14 protein-coding genes are annotated in these 16,111 nt (G+C 71.3%); 5 read left to right on the forward strand and 9 right to left on the reverse strand.

Annotation, left to right across the window (positions count from 1 at the left end):
• Positions 1-26: 26 nt before the first annotated feature.
• The 4 genes from BN1555_RS27585 to BN1555_RS27600 form a co-directional block, all read right to left on the reverse strand.
• A complete protein-coding gene (locus BN1555_RS27585; RefSeq protein ID WP_093801887.1) occupies positions 27-329 on the reverse strand; it encodes a hypothetical protein in 303 nt (100 codons plus the stop codon).
• A complete protein-coding gene (locus BN1555_RS27590; protein WP_093801888.1) occupies positions 316-1,086 on the reverse strand; it encodes a class I SAM-dependent methyltransferase in 771 nt (256 codons plus the stop codon). Before BN1555_RS27590 ends, BN1555_RS27585 begins: the two co-directional genes overlap by 14 nt.
• 245 nt (positions 1,087-1,331) lie before the next feature.
• On the reverse strand, positions 1,332-1,703 hold the full coding sequence (locus BN1555_RS27595) for an ATP-binding protein (protein WP_255306201.1): 372 nt from the start codon (positions 1,701-1,703) through the stop codon (positions 1,332-1,334).
• A 106-nt stretch (positions 1,704-1,809) separates the two neighbouring features.
• Positions 1,810-2,856: a GDSL-type esterase/lipase family protein gene (locus tag BN1555_RS27600; RefSeq protein ID WP_093801890.1), complete on the reverse strand. Its 1,047-nt coding sequence runs from the start codon at positions 2,854-2,856 to the stop codon at positions 1,810-1,812.
• 326 nt (positions 2,857-3,182) lie between these two features.
• Between BN1555_RS27600 and BN1555_RS27605 the strand changes: the two genes are divergently transcribed.
• Complete coding sequence (locus tag BN1555_RS27605) at positions 3,183-4,643, forward strand: amino acid permease (protein WP_093801891.1); 1,461 nt, start codon at positions 3,183-3,185, stop codon at positions 4,641-4,643.
• 10 nt (positions 4,644-4,653) lie between these two features.
• Complete coding sequence (locus tag BN1555_RS27610; protein ID WP_069929730.1) at positions 4,654-5,109, forward strand: Lrp/AsnC family transcriptional regulator; 456 nt, start codon at positions 4,654-4,656, stop codon at positions 5,107-5,109.
• On the opposite strand, the gene BN1555_RS27615 is transcribed toward BN1555_RS27610, so the two are convergent.
• Positions 5,106-5,681: a Repetin gene (locus tag BN1555_RS27615; protein ID WP_093801892.1), complete on the reverse strand. Its 576-nt coding sequence runs from the start codon at positions 5,679-5,681 to the stop codon at positions 5,106-5,108. The two genes, BN1555_RS27610 and BN1555_RS27615, sit on opposite strands and share 4 nt — an antisense overlap.
• A gap of 323 nt (positions 5,682-6,004) precedes the next feature.
• Between BN1555_RS27615 and BN1555_RS27620 the strand changes: the two genes are divergently transcribed.
• Entirely contained in the window at positions 6,005-6,802 is a 798-nt protein-coding gene (locus BN1555_RS27620) for a carbon-nitrogen hydrolase family protein (protein WP_093801893.1), read from the forward strand.
• Between the two features lie 52 nt (positions 6,803-6,854).
• Positions 6,855-8,546 (forward strand): flavin monoamine oxidase family protein, encoded by a 1,692-nt coding sequence (locus tag BN1555_RS27625; protein WP_093801894.1) that lies wholly within the window; start codon positions 6,855-6,857, stop codon positions 8,544-8,546.
• A gap of 165 nt (positions 8,547-8,711) precedes the next feature.
• Here the strand turns inward: BN1555_RS27625 and BN1555_RS27630 are convergent, their stop codons facing one another.
• The 3 genes from BN1555_RS27630 to BN1555_RS27640 all read right to left on the reverse strand — a co-directional run bounded on the left by BN1555_RS27630 (position 8,712) and on the right by BN1555_RS27640 (position 12,293).
• Positions 8,712-9,425, reverse strand: a complete 714-nt coding sequence (locus tag BN1555_RS27630; RefSeq protein WP_093801895.1) for a DUF5995 family protein — start codon at positions 9,423-9,425, stop codon at positions 8,712-8,714.
• Between the two features lie 103 nt (positions 9,426-9,528).
• Positions 9,529-10,929, reverse strand: coding sequence for a uracil-xanthine permease family protein (locus BN1555_RS27635; protein WP_093801896.1), 1,401 nt, complete (start codon positions 10,927-10,929; stop codon positions 9,529-9,531).
• Positions 10,930-11,075: 146 nt separating this feature from the next.
• Positions 11,076-12,293 carry an MFS transporter gene (locus BN1555_RS27640; protein WP_093801897.1) on the reverse strand — a complete coding sequence of 406 codons (1,218 nt, stop codon included), beginning with the start codon at positions 12,291-12,293 and terminating at the stop codon, positions 11,076-11,078.
• A 95-nt stretch (positions 12,294-12,388) separates the two neighbouring features.
• On the opposite strand from BN1555_RS27640, the gene BN1555_RS27645 reads away from it, so the two are divergent.
• Positions 12,389-13,561, forward strand: coding sequence for an ROK family transcriptional regulator (locus tag BN1555_RS27645; protein WP_093801898.1), 1,173 nt, complete (start codon positions 12,389-12,391; stop codon positions 13,559-13,561).
• A gap of 102 nt (positions 13,562-13,663) precedes the next feature.
• Here BN1555_RS27645 and BN1555_RS27650 read toward each other — a convergent pair whose 3' ends face one another.
• Positions 13,664-16,000, reverse strand: a complete 2,337-nt coding sequence (locus BN1555_RS27650; protein ID WP_093801899.1) for a chitinase C-terminal domain-containing protein — start codon at positions 15,998-16,000, stop codon at positions 13,664-13,666.
• Positions 16,001-16,111 lie beyond the last annotated feature (111 nt).

Consider the following 16,111-nt stretch of genomic DNA (forward strand, 5'->3'; position numbering starts at 1 on the left):
CCCGGCCGTACGGGTCCTTCGCCGCGTCACGGCCTCCTGCGCGGCCCGCTCCGGTCGCCGAAGGACCGGCCCTGTTCGCCCAGGTCGTCGATGGCCAGGTTCTCCGCCTCGCTCAGCTGCGCGTCGAGGGCGGCGCCGATGACGCCTCGGGCGTGGGACGGACGGGGAGCGACCCGCCAGTCGGCGACGAACGTGCCGACCGTGTGCTCGTCCGCGGTCCCCGACGCCTGACGCGAGCCGGGGCGGTCGAGGGAGACCACGGACTCGTCGAGGTCCCGCAGGACCCCCACGAGTTCGTCGAGGGGGATGCGGATCTCACGGGAGGACATGTCCGTCCGCCGATTCGATCCCACGCCCGGCGTCCCGGCGGAACAGGGCCGTCCAGAGGAAGGGTTCGCCGAAGGACGGGGACTCGGGCGGCTCGTCGCGCATGCGGCGCAGTTCGACCTCCGTCAGGTCGGAGAAGATCCGGCGCAGGGAATCCGGTGTGTAGGCGAGACCTCCGTGGAGGCCGGGCCGTCGGTAGAAGTCGGCGTCGGGGAGCTCGGACCCCATCGCGCCGGCCGCGAAGCAGGTGAGGGCGAAATGCCCGCCGGGCGCGAGGGCCCGGTCGAGAAGGGCGAGGTAGCTGACGCGGCGGTGCGGCGGCAGGTGGTGGAAGCAGCCGGAATCGTAGATCAGGTCGTACGGGCCGCCCAGTCCGCTGCCGGTGGGAGCGAAGGCGTCGCCGCAGTGGAACCGTACGTCGACCCCCGCCTCGCGGGCGCGGTCCTCGGCCCAGGCGACGGCTGCCGGGGAGAGGTCGACGGCGTCCACCTCGAAGCCCAGCGAGGCGAGGTGGAGCGCGTTGCGGCCCGGGCCGCAGCCCAGGTCGAGGGCGCGGCCCGCGGTGATCAGAGCGCGGTCGACGTACGAGACCAGGCTCTCGTCCGGCTTCGCCACGAAGAACGGCACCGGCTTCGAGCGGTCCGCGTAGAAACGGTCCCACCAGGGAGCCCCGCCGGACGTCCAGCGGTCCGCCTCCGGCGCGAACAGGCCGTCCAGAAGCCTCAGTACATCGTCCACCGTGCGTATGTTCCGGTCCATCCGGTCCCCTTCCCTCATCAGGGAATTTTAGGTCCGGGCACAGGAAAAGCCCAGGTCAGGCGGTGTTCCGGGGGCGCGTGGCCGACTGCGTGAGGGGCTCGGACGGGGACAGGGGCAGCCGAGTCCGCAGATGACGCCGCGCCATGTCCACGACCTCGCCGAAGGCCGTCACGGCGGCGGTCCCGGCCGGGTCGGCCCGGGTTTTGCGGGCAGTGTTCTGCGGGGAGCCCGCCGGGCGCGCCGCCCTAGTACGCCTGCGCCGGACGCGGCCAGACCGCCCGTATCCGCTTGCCTTCGGGAAGCGGGTTGACCTCCACCCGCCCCGCGAGCCTGTGCACCATGTGCCAGCCGAACCCGCCGCCGCCGGAGAAGTCCGGTTCGCGGGCGACGGGAAGCTGGTCGCTGGAGTCGTCCATCTCGATCACCAGCTCCTCCGGGCCCACGAGGAGGGTGAGGCGCCACCAGCCGGAGGTGTGCCGCACGGCGTTGGCCATCAGTTCGCCGATGACGAGCAGCACGGCGTCGAGGTCGGCCCAGGGGCAGTACCGGGTCAGGTAATCGGCGGCGGCCTCCCGGGCTGTCGCGCTGCTCTCCTGCAGCGAATCCAGGACAACCATGGGCGGCTCCTCAGTCATCACGGGCTCCCTTACCCGCTGTTTGCGTTCCCATGACCCTCTGGTCCCTCGAATGCTCACGTCGTGGGCGAACGCGGGGGCAGAGCCCTCAGGGACCCGACGGCCCGACGAAGCGCGCCTCGCGCAGGGCGGAGGTGACCGCGTCGGCCATGAGGGCGTGGCCCGCGTCGTTGGGGTGCAGGCCGTCCGCGAGATGTCCGGGGCCGAGCACACCGAGGCCGGGGAGCAGGGCCAGCCGGCCGTCGCCCGCGGCGATGCCGGCCAGGACGGCCTCCTCCAGGGCGGTGCGCAGGTCGACGAGGGTGGCACCCAGGGCGTTGGGGGCCCGTTCCGCCTCGGGGCGCAGGACGGGGGAGACGACCAGGAGCGGGGTGTCCGGGTGCCCCTGGCGTACGAGGCCGATGAAGGCTCGCACCGTCTCGTGCAGCAGGGGCGCCGAGAAGGGGGTGCGGGACCAGCAGTTGGTGCCGAAGGCGAGGGTCAGGAGATCGGCGGGCAGGCCCGCGAGCTGCTGGGCGACGGCGAGCTCACCGCGGCCGGCGCCGGCGTGGCCGAGGTTCACGGCGTCCAGGCCGAGCGTACGGCCGGCCGCGGCGGGCCAGGCGTGGGCGGGGCGGGTGGACCACCAGCCCTCGGTGATGGAGTCGCCGTGCACCAGCCAGCGGGGCTGGGGCGGGGCAGGGGAGAGGGAGCCGCCGACGGGCCGCAGGCCGAGGATCTCCGGGCACTGGCTCTCCGGGGGGTGGACCGTGAACCGGCCCGGGCGGTCCGGCAGCCCGATCCGTACGACCGTCTCCCGCGCCGGGGCCTCGCTGACCTCCGCCACGAGGGCGCCGTCGTGCCACAGCGCGAAGGTGTGCGCGAGGTCGCGCAGGACGCTGCCGGGACCGGGCAGGGCCGCGCGGTAGTGGATGTCGACGGCGGTGGCGCCGCGCGCCGTGAACTCCAGCCGTACACCGACGGGGACGGCGGAGCGCTCCACGGTGTCCCACGGCAGCCGGTCCAGGTCCGCGGGGTCGGCGCGCACGGCGCGGAGGCCGTCGCGCCAGGCGACGCCGCGCAGGAAGGGGCCGGGGTCCAGCCATCCCGCAGCGTCTGTCCGGCCCGCATGGCCTGTCCGGTCCGTTGTCGTCATGGTTGGCCTCCGGTCGTCGTGTGCGGGGGTGCGGAAGGGAGTGTGCGCGAGGTGTGCGCGGGGTGTGCGTCGTACCGGACAAAACGGAAATCGAAAGGTGAGGCGCAACAAAGAGTCATGTGTCGCGGTTGCACGCAATGATCATTCGTCGATACGCAAGGTTGCTGCATTACGGACGGGAACACACTCCTCGTAGGCTTCGCGCTGTACGTGGAGTGGCGGGGACCGCCTGCTCGGCGGTTCCCGAGCTCCGGGCTGTTCCTACACCCCGAGTGGACCGTCGCGGTCGCCGCCTTCCCGATCGGCAGCGATAAGGAGCCACCCCAGTGTTGGACGCAGCGCCACCCGTCACTCCCCAACTGGAATCCAAGCGTCCGCAGCTTGGCAGCCGGCTGATGCGGCGCAAGCCCGTCGAGCAGCTCGTCGCCGAGGGCGGCCAGGGCGAAGGCGGCGCGCTCCGTCGCTCGCTCACCATGTGGCAGCTGACGATGATCAGCATCGGTGCCACGCTCGGCACCGGGATCTTCGTCGTCCTCGGAGAGGCCACCCCCCTGGCCGGACCCGCCGTCGCGATCTCGTTCGTCATCGCCGGACTCACCGCCCTCTTCTCGGCGCTCTCCTACGCGGAGCTGGCCGGTTCCATACCGGTGTCCGGCTCCTCGTACTCCTACTCGTACGCAACCATGGGCGAAGTCGTCGCGTGGATCTGCGGCTGGTGTCTGGTGCTCGAGTACGGCGTCTCCGTCGCGGCCGTCGCCGTCGGCTGGGGCGAGTACCTCAACGAGCTGCTCGACGGCACGATCGGCGTCACCATCCCCGAGAGCGTGTCCGCCCCGCTCGGTGAGGGCGGCTTCATCAACCTGCCGGCGCTCGTCGTCATCCTGCTCGCCATGGTCTTCCTGATGGGCGGCGCCAAGGAGAGCGCCCGCGTCAACACGATCATGGTTCTCATCAAGATCGCCACGCTGGTGCTCTTCTGCGTGATCGGCTTCATGGGCATCAAGGCGGGCAACTACGCCCCGCTCGCCCCGCTCGGCGTCACCGGGATCAGCGCCGCCGCGGCGACCCTGTTCTTCTCGTACATCGGCTTCGACGCCGCCTCCACCGCCGGTGAGGAAGCCAAGAACCCCAAGAAGGACCTGCCGCGCGCGATCATGCTGTCGCTGCTGATCGTCACCGTGCTCTACTGCCTCGTCGCCCTGGTCGCCGTCGGCGCCATGCCGTGGCAGGACTTCGAAGGCACCGAGGCGGCGCTCGCGCAGATCATGAAGGACGTCACGGGTCACAGCTTCTGGGGCGTCGTCCTCGCCGCCGGCGCGGTCGTGGCCATCGCGAGCGTCGTCTTCGCCGTGCTGTACGGCCAGACGCGCATCCTCTTCGCGATGTCGCGCGACGGCCTGGTCCCCAAGGTCTTCGCCAAGGTCGACGCGCGCACCGGCACGCCGAGGGCCAACGTGGTCATCGTGTCGCTCTTCTGCGGCGTCCTCGCGGCGTTCATCCCGCTCGGCGAACTGGCCAACGCCACCAGCATCGGCACGCTCTTCGCCTTCGCCCTGGTGAACGTCGCCGTGGTCATGCTGCGGTACAAGCGGCCGGAGATGCCGCGCACCTTCCGGGTGGCGCTGTTCCCGGTGACGCCGGTCCTGGGCTTCGCCTTCTGCGCGTACATGATGTACAGCCTGCCCGGCAAGACCTGGGTCTATTTCGGTGGCTGGATGGTCGCCGGGCTCGTGTTCTACTTCTTCTACGGCCTTCGCCGCTCCAGTCTGGCCACCGCAGAGAAGTGATCCACCCGTAGTGCGACTGAACGATCTCGACGAACGCATCGTGCACGCCCTCGCAGAGGACGCCCGCCGCTCCTACGCGGACATCGGCTCCGAAGTCGGCCTCTCCGCTCCCGCCGTCAAACGGCGGGTGGACCGGCTGCGTGCCGAGGGAGCGATCACCGGGTTCACCGTACGGGTGGACCCGGCCGCCCTCGGCTGGGAGACCGAGGGCTTCATCGAGATGTACTGCCGCCACAACACGTCCCCCGAGGACATCCGCCGTGGCCTGTCGCGCTACCCGGAGGTGGTGTCCGCGTCGACCGTCACCGGCGACGCGGACGCCGTCGTCCAGATCTTCGCCTCCGACATGCGCCACTTCGAGCGGGTGCTGGAGCGGATCGCGGGGGAGCCGTTCGTGGAGCGCACCAAGTCGGTGCTCGTGCTCTCCCCGCTGCTCAGGCGCTTCTCGTCGGGCTCTCCCGCCTAGCCCTCCGCGGGGGCCTGCTCGTACCGCGGCTGCCAGGGCAGCACCTTGAAGTCGCCCGAGCCCGCCCTGGTCTTCTCGAACGGGGCGGAACTCATGCACTTGGGCAGTTCCTGCTTCTCCACGTCACGGCCGATCCAGCTGTAGCCCAGCCGGTCGTTCCTCCCCTGGTCGTGGACCGAGATCCCGACCCGTCTGCCCTTGCCCGGCCGGTCGGTGTCGGTGAGGACGCCGGTGACCACGGCGACCTTGCCGCCCGTCACGAGACAGTCGACCTTCCCCCTGGCCCAGCCCGAGGTGCCGTCCGGGAAGGCGTGCTCGAAGCGGAAGGTGCCGTACGCCTTCTCCGGGTCCATGGTGTCCTTCGCCGCCAGATGCGCGTCGAAGGTGAACGTGATGTCGTCCCCGGCCGGCCGGTACAGCTTCGCCGTGCCGGTCAGCGCCGCCGCCTCGCGCTCCTTGCCGCGCGGGACGGCGTCCCCGGCGGCGAGGGCGGTGCCGGCGGCCCCGGCGGTGATCAGCAGGGCGGCGCCGAGCGCGGCGATCTTCGTACGGTGGCGGGTCGGACGGTTCATGACAGCTCCTCGGTCGGGTGGAGTGATCCGGCTGTTGTCCGGACGCCCCTCACTCTTCCGCCGGCGCGCCTCGCGCACATCGTGCCGGAGCACGCCCCGCCGTCCGCCGCGCGGCGGGAGCCCGGCCCGTACGGTCCGCCCCGAGGCGTACGGACCGTACGGCCGCAGTCCCACCGGCGGGTGCGCAACGAATCACCGCCGCGGGCCCTGATTGCGCAACGGATCGACGGTCGGTCCGCAACGGTCGCGCCTTGTCCGGGGGTGAGCGCGGACCGTACCGTCTTAACGTCTCCCGCACGCCCCCCATCTGCCCGAGGTCTGCCATGCCGCCGCTCCGCACCGCCCTGCTCCAGAGCTCCGGCCGTCCCGGCTCCGTCGAAGCGAACCTCAAGGTCCTCGACGAGGCCGCGGGCCGTGCGGCAGCGGCCGGCGCCGGACTGCTGGTCTGCCCGGAGATGTTCCTGACCGGCTACGCCATCGGCGCGGAGGTGCACCGGCTGGCCGAGCCCGCCGACGGGGAGTCGGCCGACGCCGTCGCCGACATCGCCGTACGCCACGGGCTCGCCGTCCACTACGGCTACCCGGAGCGCGACGGCGAGCGCGTCTACAACTCCGCCCAGCTGATCGGCCCCGACGGCGCCCGCCTCGCGAACTACCGCAAGACCCACCTCTTCGGCTGCTTCGAGCAGGAGTGGTTCACGCCCGGCGACGACACGGTCGTCCAGGCGGAGCTCGGCGGCCTGACCGTCGGCCTCATGATCTGCTACGACGTCGAGTTCCCGGAGAACGTCCGCGCCCACGCGCTCGCGGGCACCGACCTGCTGCTGGTGCCCACCGCACAGATGCACCCGTTCCAGTTCGTCGCCGAGTCCGTGGTCCCCGTGCGGGCCTTCGAGAACCAGATGTACGTCGCCTACGTCAACCGGACCGGCCCCGAGGGCGAGTTCGAGTTCGTCGGACTGAGCTGCCTGGCCGGCCCCGACGGCGCCTCCCGCGCCCGCGCCGGCCGCGGCGAGGAGCTGGTCTTCGGCGACGCCGACCCCGAGTTCCTGCGGGCCTCGCGCGAGAACAACCCGTACCTGCGCGACCGCCGCCCCGGTCTGTACGCGTCCCTGGCCTGACGCTCCCGCCGCCTCCCCCCTCTTTTTCCGTTTTGCAAGGAGTCCGTACCCCATGACGTCCACGGTGCCCACCGCCGTCCAGCACACCGACGCGCAGCCGCCGATCACCATGTTCGGTCCGGACTTCCCCTACGCGTACGACGACTTCCTCGCCCACCCGGCGGGCCTCGGCCAGATACCGGCGACCGAGCACGGCACCGAGGTCGCGGTCATCGGCGGCGGCCTGTCCGGCATCATCGCCGCGTACGAGCTGATGAAGATGGGCCTCAAGCCCGTCGTCTACGAGGCCGACCAGATCGGCGGCCGGCTGCGCACCGTCGGCTTCGAGGGCTGTGACGAGTCGCTGACCGCCGAGATGGGCGCGATGCGCTTCCCTCCGTCCTCGACGGCGCTCCAGCACTACATCGACCTGGTGGGCCTGGAGACGAAGGCGTTCCCCAACCCGCTGGCCCCCGAGACCCCGTCGACCGTCGTCGACCTCAAGGGCGAGTCGCACTACGCCGTGACCGTCGACGACCTGCCGCAGGTCTACCGCGACGTCATGAACGCCTGGAACGCCTGCCTCGAAGAGGGTGCCGACTTCTCCGACATGAACCGGGCCATGCGGGAGCGCGACGTACCGCGCATCCGTGAGATCTGGGCCAAGCTCGTCGAGAAGCTCGACAACCAGACCTTCTACGGCTTCCTCTGCGACTCCGAGGCCTTCAAGTCCTTCCGGCACCGCGAGATCTTCGGCCAGGTCGGCTTCGGCACCGGCGGCTGGGACACCGACTTCCCCAACTCCATCCTGGAGATCCTGCGCGTCGTCTACACCGAGGCGGACGACCACCACCGCGGCATCGTCGGCGGCAGCCAGCAGCTCCCCGTCCGGCTGTGGGAGCGCGAGCCGGCCAAGCTCGTGCACTGGCCGCTCGGTACGTCGCTGAAGTCCCTCCACGAGGGCGAGCCCAAGCCCGCCGTGACGCGCCTGCACCGCACGGCCGGCAACCGGATCACCGTCACCGACGCGTCCGGCGACATCCGCACGTACCAGGCGGCGATCTTCACCGCGCAGTCCTGGATGCTGCTCTCCAAGATCACCTGCGACGACTCGCTGTTCCCCATCGACCACTGGACGGCGATGGAGCGCACCCACTACATGGAGTCGTCCAAGCTGTTCGTGCCGGTCGACCGGCCGTTCTGGCTGGACAAGGACGAGGAGACCGGCCGTGACGTCATGTCGATGACGCTCACCGACCGGATGACGCGCGGTACGTACCTGCTGGACGACGGCCCGGACAAGCCCGCCGTCATCTGCCTCTCGTACACCTGGTGCGACGACAGCCTCAAGTGGCTGCCGCTGTCCGCGAACGAGCGGATGGAGGTCATGCTGAAGTCCCTCGGCGAGATCTACCCCAAGGTCGACATCCGCCGGCACATCATCGGCAACCCGGTGACGGTGTCGTGGGAGAACGAGCCGTACTTCATGGGCGCGTTCAAGGCGAACCTGCCCGGCCACTACCGCTACCAGCGCCGCCTGTTCACCCACTTCATGCAGGACCGCCTCCCCGAGGACAAGCGCGGCATCTTCCTCGCGGGCGACGACATCTCCTGGACGGCCGGGTGGGCCGAGGGCGCCGTGCAGACCGCGCTGAACGCGGTGTGGGGCGTCATGCACCACTTCGGCGGTACGACCGACCCGACGAACCCGGGCCCCGGCGACGTCTACGACGAGATCGCCCCGGTCGAGCTGCCGGAGGACTGAGCCGGAGGCCCGAGCCGGGCCGCCGAGCCCGGCGACCGAGAACGTGGCCTCGGGGCCGGCCGCGATCCGGCCGGCCCCGGGGGGCCACCAACCGGCAGGCTCGGGGCGGCCGCCGGCCGGCGGGCCCCGGTGACGCCTCCCATGAGGGGCCGGGAAGGCAGTGGGTCAGTCGCCGCAGGGCAGCGGCGTCAGCAGCATCCGCCCGACCAGCCCCACCCCCGCGTCCAGCCGTTCCCTGAAGTCCTCCGCCAGGTCCGGCAGCCCCCGCAGGCCCCACAGCAGCCGGGCCGCCGACCAGGCGGCGTCGCGGGCCCGTTCCAGGCTCCACGAGCCGAGCAGGTGCGTCAGCGGATCGGCGATTTCCAGCAGGTCGGGGCCCGGCATCAGCTCCTCGCGGATATGCTCCTCCAGCGCCACGAGCGTGTCGCCCACCCGGTCGAAGTCCCCCTCCAGGTCGGCCGGCCGGCAGCCGAGCGCATGGCAGGTGTCGACCACGGCCAGCGCCAGGTCGTGTCCGATGTGCGCGTTGATCCCCGCGAGCGCGAACTGCAGCGGCCGTACGCCCGGGTGGCGCCGGTACTGCAGCAGCGGCCGCCAGCAGGCGGGTGCCCGCCGTCCCGCCGCCGAGGCGTCGACGGCTGTCAGGTAGCGCTCGGCGAAGATCACATCGAGGGCGGCGGCGGTGCGGGCGTCGGGGAACAGGCCGGCGTCGATACGCCGGTCGATCTCCTCGGTGACCGCCAGATAGACCCGGTTGAAGACCGCGAGGCCGTCCGACGGCGGCCAGTCGCAGTGGAAGGAACGCATCCGCGCCACGACAGTGTCGACCGAGGTCCGGGTGCGGTCCGCCTGAGCTGGGAAGTGCTCGATCTGCGCCATACGGGCAGCGTCCCAGTCCTGGGCTTTTCCCCGGGCGGCATAGGACGGGTCTTCCCCAGAACGGGGGAACGGACCGCCCGCAGGTGCCGCCCCGGCCCCGTCCTCAGTCGCCGGACGGGCCGGTTTTCCCGGTCTGTGTGTCGTACGTCGAGGTGCCCGCGTCCAGCAGCGGCTCCTGCTCCTTCAGGTGGGCGGGGGCCAGGGCGCGCAGGACGTGGTAGCCGGTGATGACGACGATCGTGCCGAGCGCGATGCCGCCCAGTTCGAAGTTGTCGGTGATCTTCAGGCTGACGCCGCCGACGCCGATGATGATGCCCGCCGCGGCCGGTACCAGGTTCAGCGGATTGCGCAGGTCCACCCGGGCATTGGTCCAGATCTGCGCCCCGAGCAGGCCGATCATGCCGTACAGGATGACGGTGATGCCGCCGAGGACACCGCCGGGGATGGCCGCCACGACCGCGCCGAACTTGGGGCAGAGACCGAAGAGCAGGGCGAAGCCGGCGGCGGCCCAGTACGCGGCGGTCGAGTAGACGCGGGTGGCCGCCATGACGCCGATGTTCTCGGAGTACGTCGTGTTGGGCGGCCCGCCGACGGCGGTGGACAGCATGGACCCGATGCCGTCGGCCGCGACGGCGGTGCCGAGCTTGTCGTCGAGGGGATCGCCGGTCATCTCGCCGACGGCCTTGACGTGCCCGGCGTTCTCCGCGATCAGCGCTATGACGACGGGCAGCGCGACGAGGATCGCCGACCACTCGAAGCTCGGCGCGTGGAAGGAGGGGAGGCCGATCCAGTCGGCCCGGCCGACCGCGGAGAGGTCGAGCCGCCAGTGGTCCACGGCCTCGGCGCCGCCCGCGGGCGAGTGGATCTTTCCGAAGAGCCGGTCGAAGAGCCAGGAGATCCCGTACCCGAAGAGCAGGCCGAGGAAGATCGCGATGCGGGAGAAGAAGCCGCGCAGGCAGACCACGGCCAGTCCGGTGAAGAGCATCACCAGCAGGGCCGTCCACTGGTCCTGCGGCCAGTACGTCGACGCCGTGACCGGGGCCAGGTTGAAACCGATCAGCATGACGACGGCGCCGGTGACGACCGGCGGCATCGCCGCGTGGATGATGCGGGCGCCGAACTTCTGCACGGCGAGGCCGGCGAGGAAGAGCGCCAGACCGACGACGAGGACCGCGCCGGTGACGGTGGCGCTGTCACCGCCGGAGGCGCGGATGGTGGCGGCCACGCCGACGAAGGAGAGCGAGCAGCCGAGGTAGCTGGGCACCCTGCCGCGGGTGGCCAGCAGGAAGACGACCGTCGCGACACCGGACATCATGATGGCCAGATTGGGATCCAGGCCCATGAGGACCGGAGCGACGAACGACGCCCCGAACATGGCCACCACGTGCTGGGCGCCGAGCCCGGCCGTACGGGGCCATGACAGGCGCTCGTCGGGGCGTACGACGGCTCCGGGGGCGGGGGTCCGCCCGTCGCCGTGCAGGGTCCAGCGCACCCCGAGCTTCATCGTGGCTCCTGTACAGACAGATTCGGTCATAAATGGACCAAGCCATGCTACGGCCGAAAACAACCTGCATTCGCCGTGCGGAGCGGCGGCCCGAGCCCACTGGGGCGGAGCTCTTCACCCTCCCCTTTCCGTGAGGCGCGCGCCGCCTAGTCCTTCGCCGCGGCGGCCGGGGCGAAGGCGTCGCTTCGGGTGCCCGCCGGGACGCGGCCCGCGTCGCGCAGTACCCCCGCCCCCACCACCAGGCCGAACGCCAGCACCGTGACCAGTCCGAAGGACACCACCAGCGACGTCGCGTCGGCGACCGCGCCGATCGCCGACGGGGCGATCAGCCCCGAGGTGTACGTGATGGTCGCGACGCCCGCGATCGCCTGGCTCGGATTCGGTCCGCCGCGTCCCGCCGCGGCGAAGGCCAGCGGTACGACCACCGCGACGCCCAGCCCCACCAGCGCGAACCCGGCCATCGCGAGCACCGGGTGGGGCGCCATGACGACCAGCAGGCCACCGGCCGTCGCCGCGACGCCGCCCACCCGGACCGTGCGTACCGGGCCGAAGCGGTCGACCACCCGGTCCCCGGCCAGCCGCGCCACCGCCATCGTCAGCGCGAACGCGGTCGTCGACGCGGCCGCCAGCCCCGGCGAGGTGTCCAGTACGTCCCGCAGGTAGACCGCCGACCAGTCCAGGCTCGCTCCCTCGGCGAAGACCGCGCAGAACCCGACCGCGCCGATCACCAGCGCCGACTTCGGCGGCAGCGCGAAGCGCGGCGGGGCCTCCTCGTCCGGCGCGCTGCGCAGGTCGATCACCCCCTGGCAGGCGGTGAGGCCGAGGGCGGTCAGCGCGGCGGCGGCGAGCGCGTGGTGCAGCCTCGCGTCACTGCCGAGGTGCGCGGCGACCGTTCCCGCGACCGAGCCGATCAGCGCGCCCGCGCTCCACATGCCGTGCAGCCCCGACATGATCGACTTGTCGAGCCGGTTCTCGATCTCGACACCGAGGGCGTTCATCGCCACGTCCGCCATGCCCGCCGTCGCGCCGTACGCGAAGAGCGCGGCGCACAGCGTGAGCAGATTCGGCGACAGCGCGGGCAGCGTCAGCGAAAGCGTCCACAGCACGAGCAGGCCGCGCAGCGCGCTGCGCGCTCCGAACCGGTGGCTGATCGCGCCGGCCAGCGGCATCGCCACCGAGGCGCCGATCGCCGGGAAGGCCAGCGCGAGACCGAGCTGTCCCGCGCTGACGCCGGTGTGGTCCACGATCCAGGGAATGCGGGTGGCGAAACTTCCGGTGACCGCGCCGTGCACGCAGAAGACGGCGGCCACGGCGTACCGTGCCCGCTTCAACCGCTCCTGACTGAAGATCCTGTCGTCCGGCATCCCTCGCGCCCTCCCCGCTGCGTCCCTCGTGTCCAGGTGCCGAAGTAAACTATCAGGCAGCCTGCCTGATAAATAGATCTGAGAGGATCCCCGGCATGCCCGCATCACCGAGCACCGCCCGGGCCATCAACGACCGGTTCGCCCTCAAGCTGCTCCAGGACGAGGGCCCGTTGACGGCGGCACAGCTCAAAACGCTGACCGGACTCTCCCGCCCCTCCGTCGCCGACCTGGTCGAACGGCTCCAGGGCGCGGGCCTGATCACCGTGGTGGGGGAGGCGGGTGCCCAGCGCCGGGGCCCCAATGCCAGGCTGTACGGGATCGTCGCGGACCGCGCTCACCTCGCCGCGCTCGACGTGCGCACCGAGGGCCTCTCCGTCGTCGTCGCCGACCTGCTCGGCGCCACTCTCGCCGAGGCGACCCTGCCGATCGACGCCGACGTCACCGGCACGGAACCCGCCGTCGAGCAGGCTGTGGCGCTGCTGGAACGCACCGCCCGCGAGGCGGGAGTGCGGCGGCTGCACAGCATCGGGATCGGCGCGCCGGGCCTGATCGACCCGGCCACCGGTGAACTCCGCGCGACCACGGGCCTTCCCGCCTGGCACCGCAGGCTGGTCGCCGCCCTGCAGGAGCGCCTGCCGGCCACGGTGCTGGTGGAGAACGAGACCAACCTCGCCGCCGTCGCGGAACACCGGCTCGGCGCGGCCCGCGACCGTGACACCTTCGTGCTGCTCTGGCTGGGCCGCGGCGTGGGCGCGGCGCTCATGCTCGACGGCAGGATCCGCCGCGGGGTGTCCGGCGGCGCGGGCGAGGTCGGTTTCCTGCCGGTGCCCGGCACCGTGGGCCTGCCGTCGGCGACGGACTGCGGCGGCGGGTTCCACTCCCTGGCCGGCGACGCCGCGATCGGCGAACTCGCCGCGCTCCACGGCCTCGGGACGGCCGGGACCGCTTCCGGCGCGGCCGGCGTACGGGCGGCCCTGGCCGCGGGCCCTCGCGGCGAGGCGTTCCTCGACGCCCTCGCCGGGCACCTGGCCGTCGGGGCGGCGGCCGTCTCCGCGGTCCTCGACCCGGGCTGCGTCGTCCTGGGCGGCGAGACCGGTCACGCGGGCGGCGCGGCCCTCGCCGACCGCGTCGCCGGCCGGCTGGCCGCGATGTCACCGCTGCGCACGGAAGTGAGGGCCGGGGAACTGGGCGACGGCGCGGTACTGCGGGGCGCGCTGCTCGCGGCGAGGGACGCGGTCCAGGACGACGTGTTCGCGCCCCGGAGCTGACCGGGGCGCGAACACGGGAACGAACACAGGAGCAGGAAGGGGAGCCCGGCGGCGGGAAGGGCCGGTCTCCGCCGCCGGGCGTTCAGCCGGGGACCAGCAGGCTCAGCAGGCGCCGAGGTCCTGCCAGACTCCCCACTCACCGGTGGTACCCGGCTCTTCGCCCTTGGTCCACCACTTGGACTTCCACGTGCGCGACTTGTGGGCGACGGTCGTACCGCTGCCGTACTCGGACGAAGCGCTCCACGCGGGCGCGGTGCAGGGACCGCCCGGACTCGGCGTCGGGCCGGGACCGGGGCCCGGCCCCGGTCCGGGGTCCGTCCCCGGGTCCACCACGGTCGTACCGCGTGCCAAGTCGCCTGCGAGGGCGTAGGACTGGCCGCCGAAGGTCACCGTCCAGTTGGACGGGGTCGACGTCGGCAGGTAGTAGACGAAGTCCAGCTCGACCGAGGCACCCGGCGCCAGCGTCTGCCAGGCCGGCAGCTTCAGCGAGACGCGGTTGTAGTCGCCCTTGAGACCGCCGATGTTGTGGGGGGCGGTGTGGTCGCTGCGCACGATCTTCGTGTTGAAGCCGGACTGGTCCTTGGCGTTGGCGGGCGCGGAGGTCGCGTAGTCGAACTGGAACTCCGTACCGCCCGGCAGCGTCGCCTTCGAGTTGTTCGTGATCTTCAGCTTCGGGCTGATGGGATAGTTCGAGTCCCCGAGCGGGAACTGCCCGAAGTCCACGCCGATGTCGAGCGCCTTCGCCGGCAGGTCGACGGTGGACCGCTTCGCGCCGTACGGCGGGGCCGACTTGAACTTCTCGTACATCGCCGTCGTCAGCGAGTCGCCGATCTCGTACTGGCCCTTGGCCGCGTTCCAGTCGTAGTCGCCCGCGAGCTCCCAGACCATCGTGCCGCCGATGCCCCGGTCCACCACGTAGTCGGCCTTGGCCTCGACGGACTGCTCGTCCTCCGTCGACAGGAAGACCTTCTTCTGCGCGTTCCACAGCCAGGGTGCGACGAGCGTCGAGTCGTACTTGCGGACGTACGTGCCCGTCAGCCTGGTGTCGGCGGGGAAGCCGTACTTCGTGACGTAGTCCCCGACGACGCCCTTCTCCAGGTTCTTCGCGTGCCACATCGGGTTGGAACCGGCCGGGGACTCCTTGCCCGCCGTGTCCTTGTCGTGCCAGAGGTTGTCGATGCCGACCGCGCCGTCACCGCACTTGGTCAGCCCCGCGCCGGCCGGGCAGTCCGTCGCGGGCGCCCTGCCCCACAGCCCGTCCGTACCGCCCTGCACGTTCTTGTGCCCGCGCGTGTAGTAGGGCAGACCGATGTTGATGCGGCCGGCCGGCATCGAACCGCGGAAGTAGTGGTACGCCCAGTCGGTGTTCAGATAACCGGTCCCGCCGTACTGCGCGGTGGAATACACACCCGCGGAGGCCAGCTCGGCGTCCTTGCCGTCGTCGAAGAGCGAGGCGTTGGGACCGACGTACTCGTTCCAGGCGCCGTGCAGGTCGTACGACATGATGTTGACGTAGTCCAGGTACTTCTGGACCTGGAACGTCTCCATGCCGCGCAGCAGGTAGCCGGACGAAGGCGCGGCCACGGTCAGCAGGTAGTGCCTGCCGTCGGCGGCGCCGGCCCGGTCGAGCTTCTCGCGCAGCGACTTCATCAGCGCGGCGTAGCCCTTGACCAGCCCGGCGCGGCGCGCGTTCGAGAACGAGAAGTCCAGCGGATTGCCCGCGTCCTTCATCGTCGTCGGGTACTCGTAGTCGATGTCGACGCCGTTGAAGCCGTACTTCTTGATGAACGCGACCGTCGAATCCGCGAAGGTGTCGATGCCGGCCTGGTTGACCGAGCCGTCCGCATTGGTCGCCATCGAGTAGAAGCCGCCGGAATTCACCCGGTCGCCGTTGTCCGCGAAATACCCGCCGGTCTCCGCCCAGCCGCCCACGGAGACGAGCGTCTTGACGTCCGGGTGCTTCTTCTTGAACTTGCTCAGCAGGTTGAAGTGGCCCTTGTAGGCGTACGCCGGGTCCATCTCCGCACCGGCCACGCCCGGCCAGGTCATCCCGGTCGCGGCGTTCTTCTCGCCGTCGGAGCCGACCGAGATCCTGTGGTCGCTCCCGATGTGCGCGAAGGCGTAGTTGAGGTGGGTGACCTTGTCCCACGGGATGTCGGAGGCGAGGTAGGCGGGCTCGCCGTTCTTGCCCGTACGCCAGCCGGTGAAGTAGCCGATGACGCGGCGCTGGTGGTCGGCGCCCATCTTCTCGCGGCCCTCGGTGTCGTAGACCGAGCAGTACGGGACGTCGACGCCCGGGGTCTTGTACAGCCCGTCCGGACGGCAGGACTCGTTGTCGGCGGCGTGCGAGACGCCTGCGGTGAGCGAACTGAGCAGGAGCCCGGCGACGGCGGCGCCGGTGGCGAGCAGGGAAGTTCTCGCTCGGGTGGGGGACAGCACGGTCTGTTCCTCCTGGGGAGGCTCGGCCTGGCACAGCGAACGACGGGTGATCGTCTTGTGACGCAGACGTTAAGAGGACTAGACCAGAGCGTCAATAGGTATGGACCAATC

The sequence above is a fragment of the Streptomyces sp. Wb2n-11 genome (assembly GCF_001049855.1).
Classification (GTDB): domain Bacteria; phylum Actinomycetota; class Actinomycetes; order Streptomycetales; family Streptomycetaceae; genus Streptomyces; species Streptomyces altiplanensis.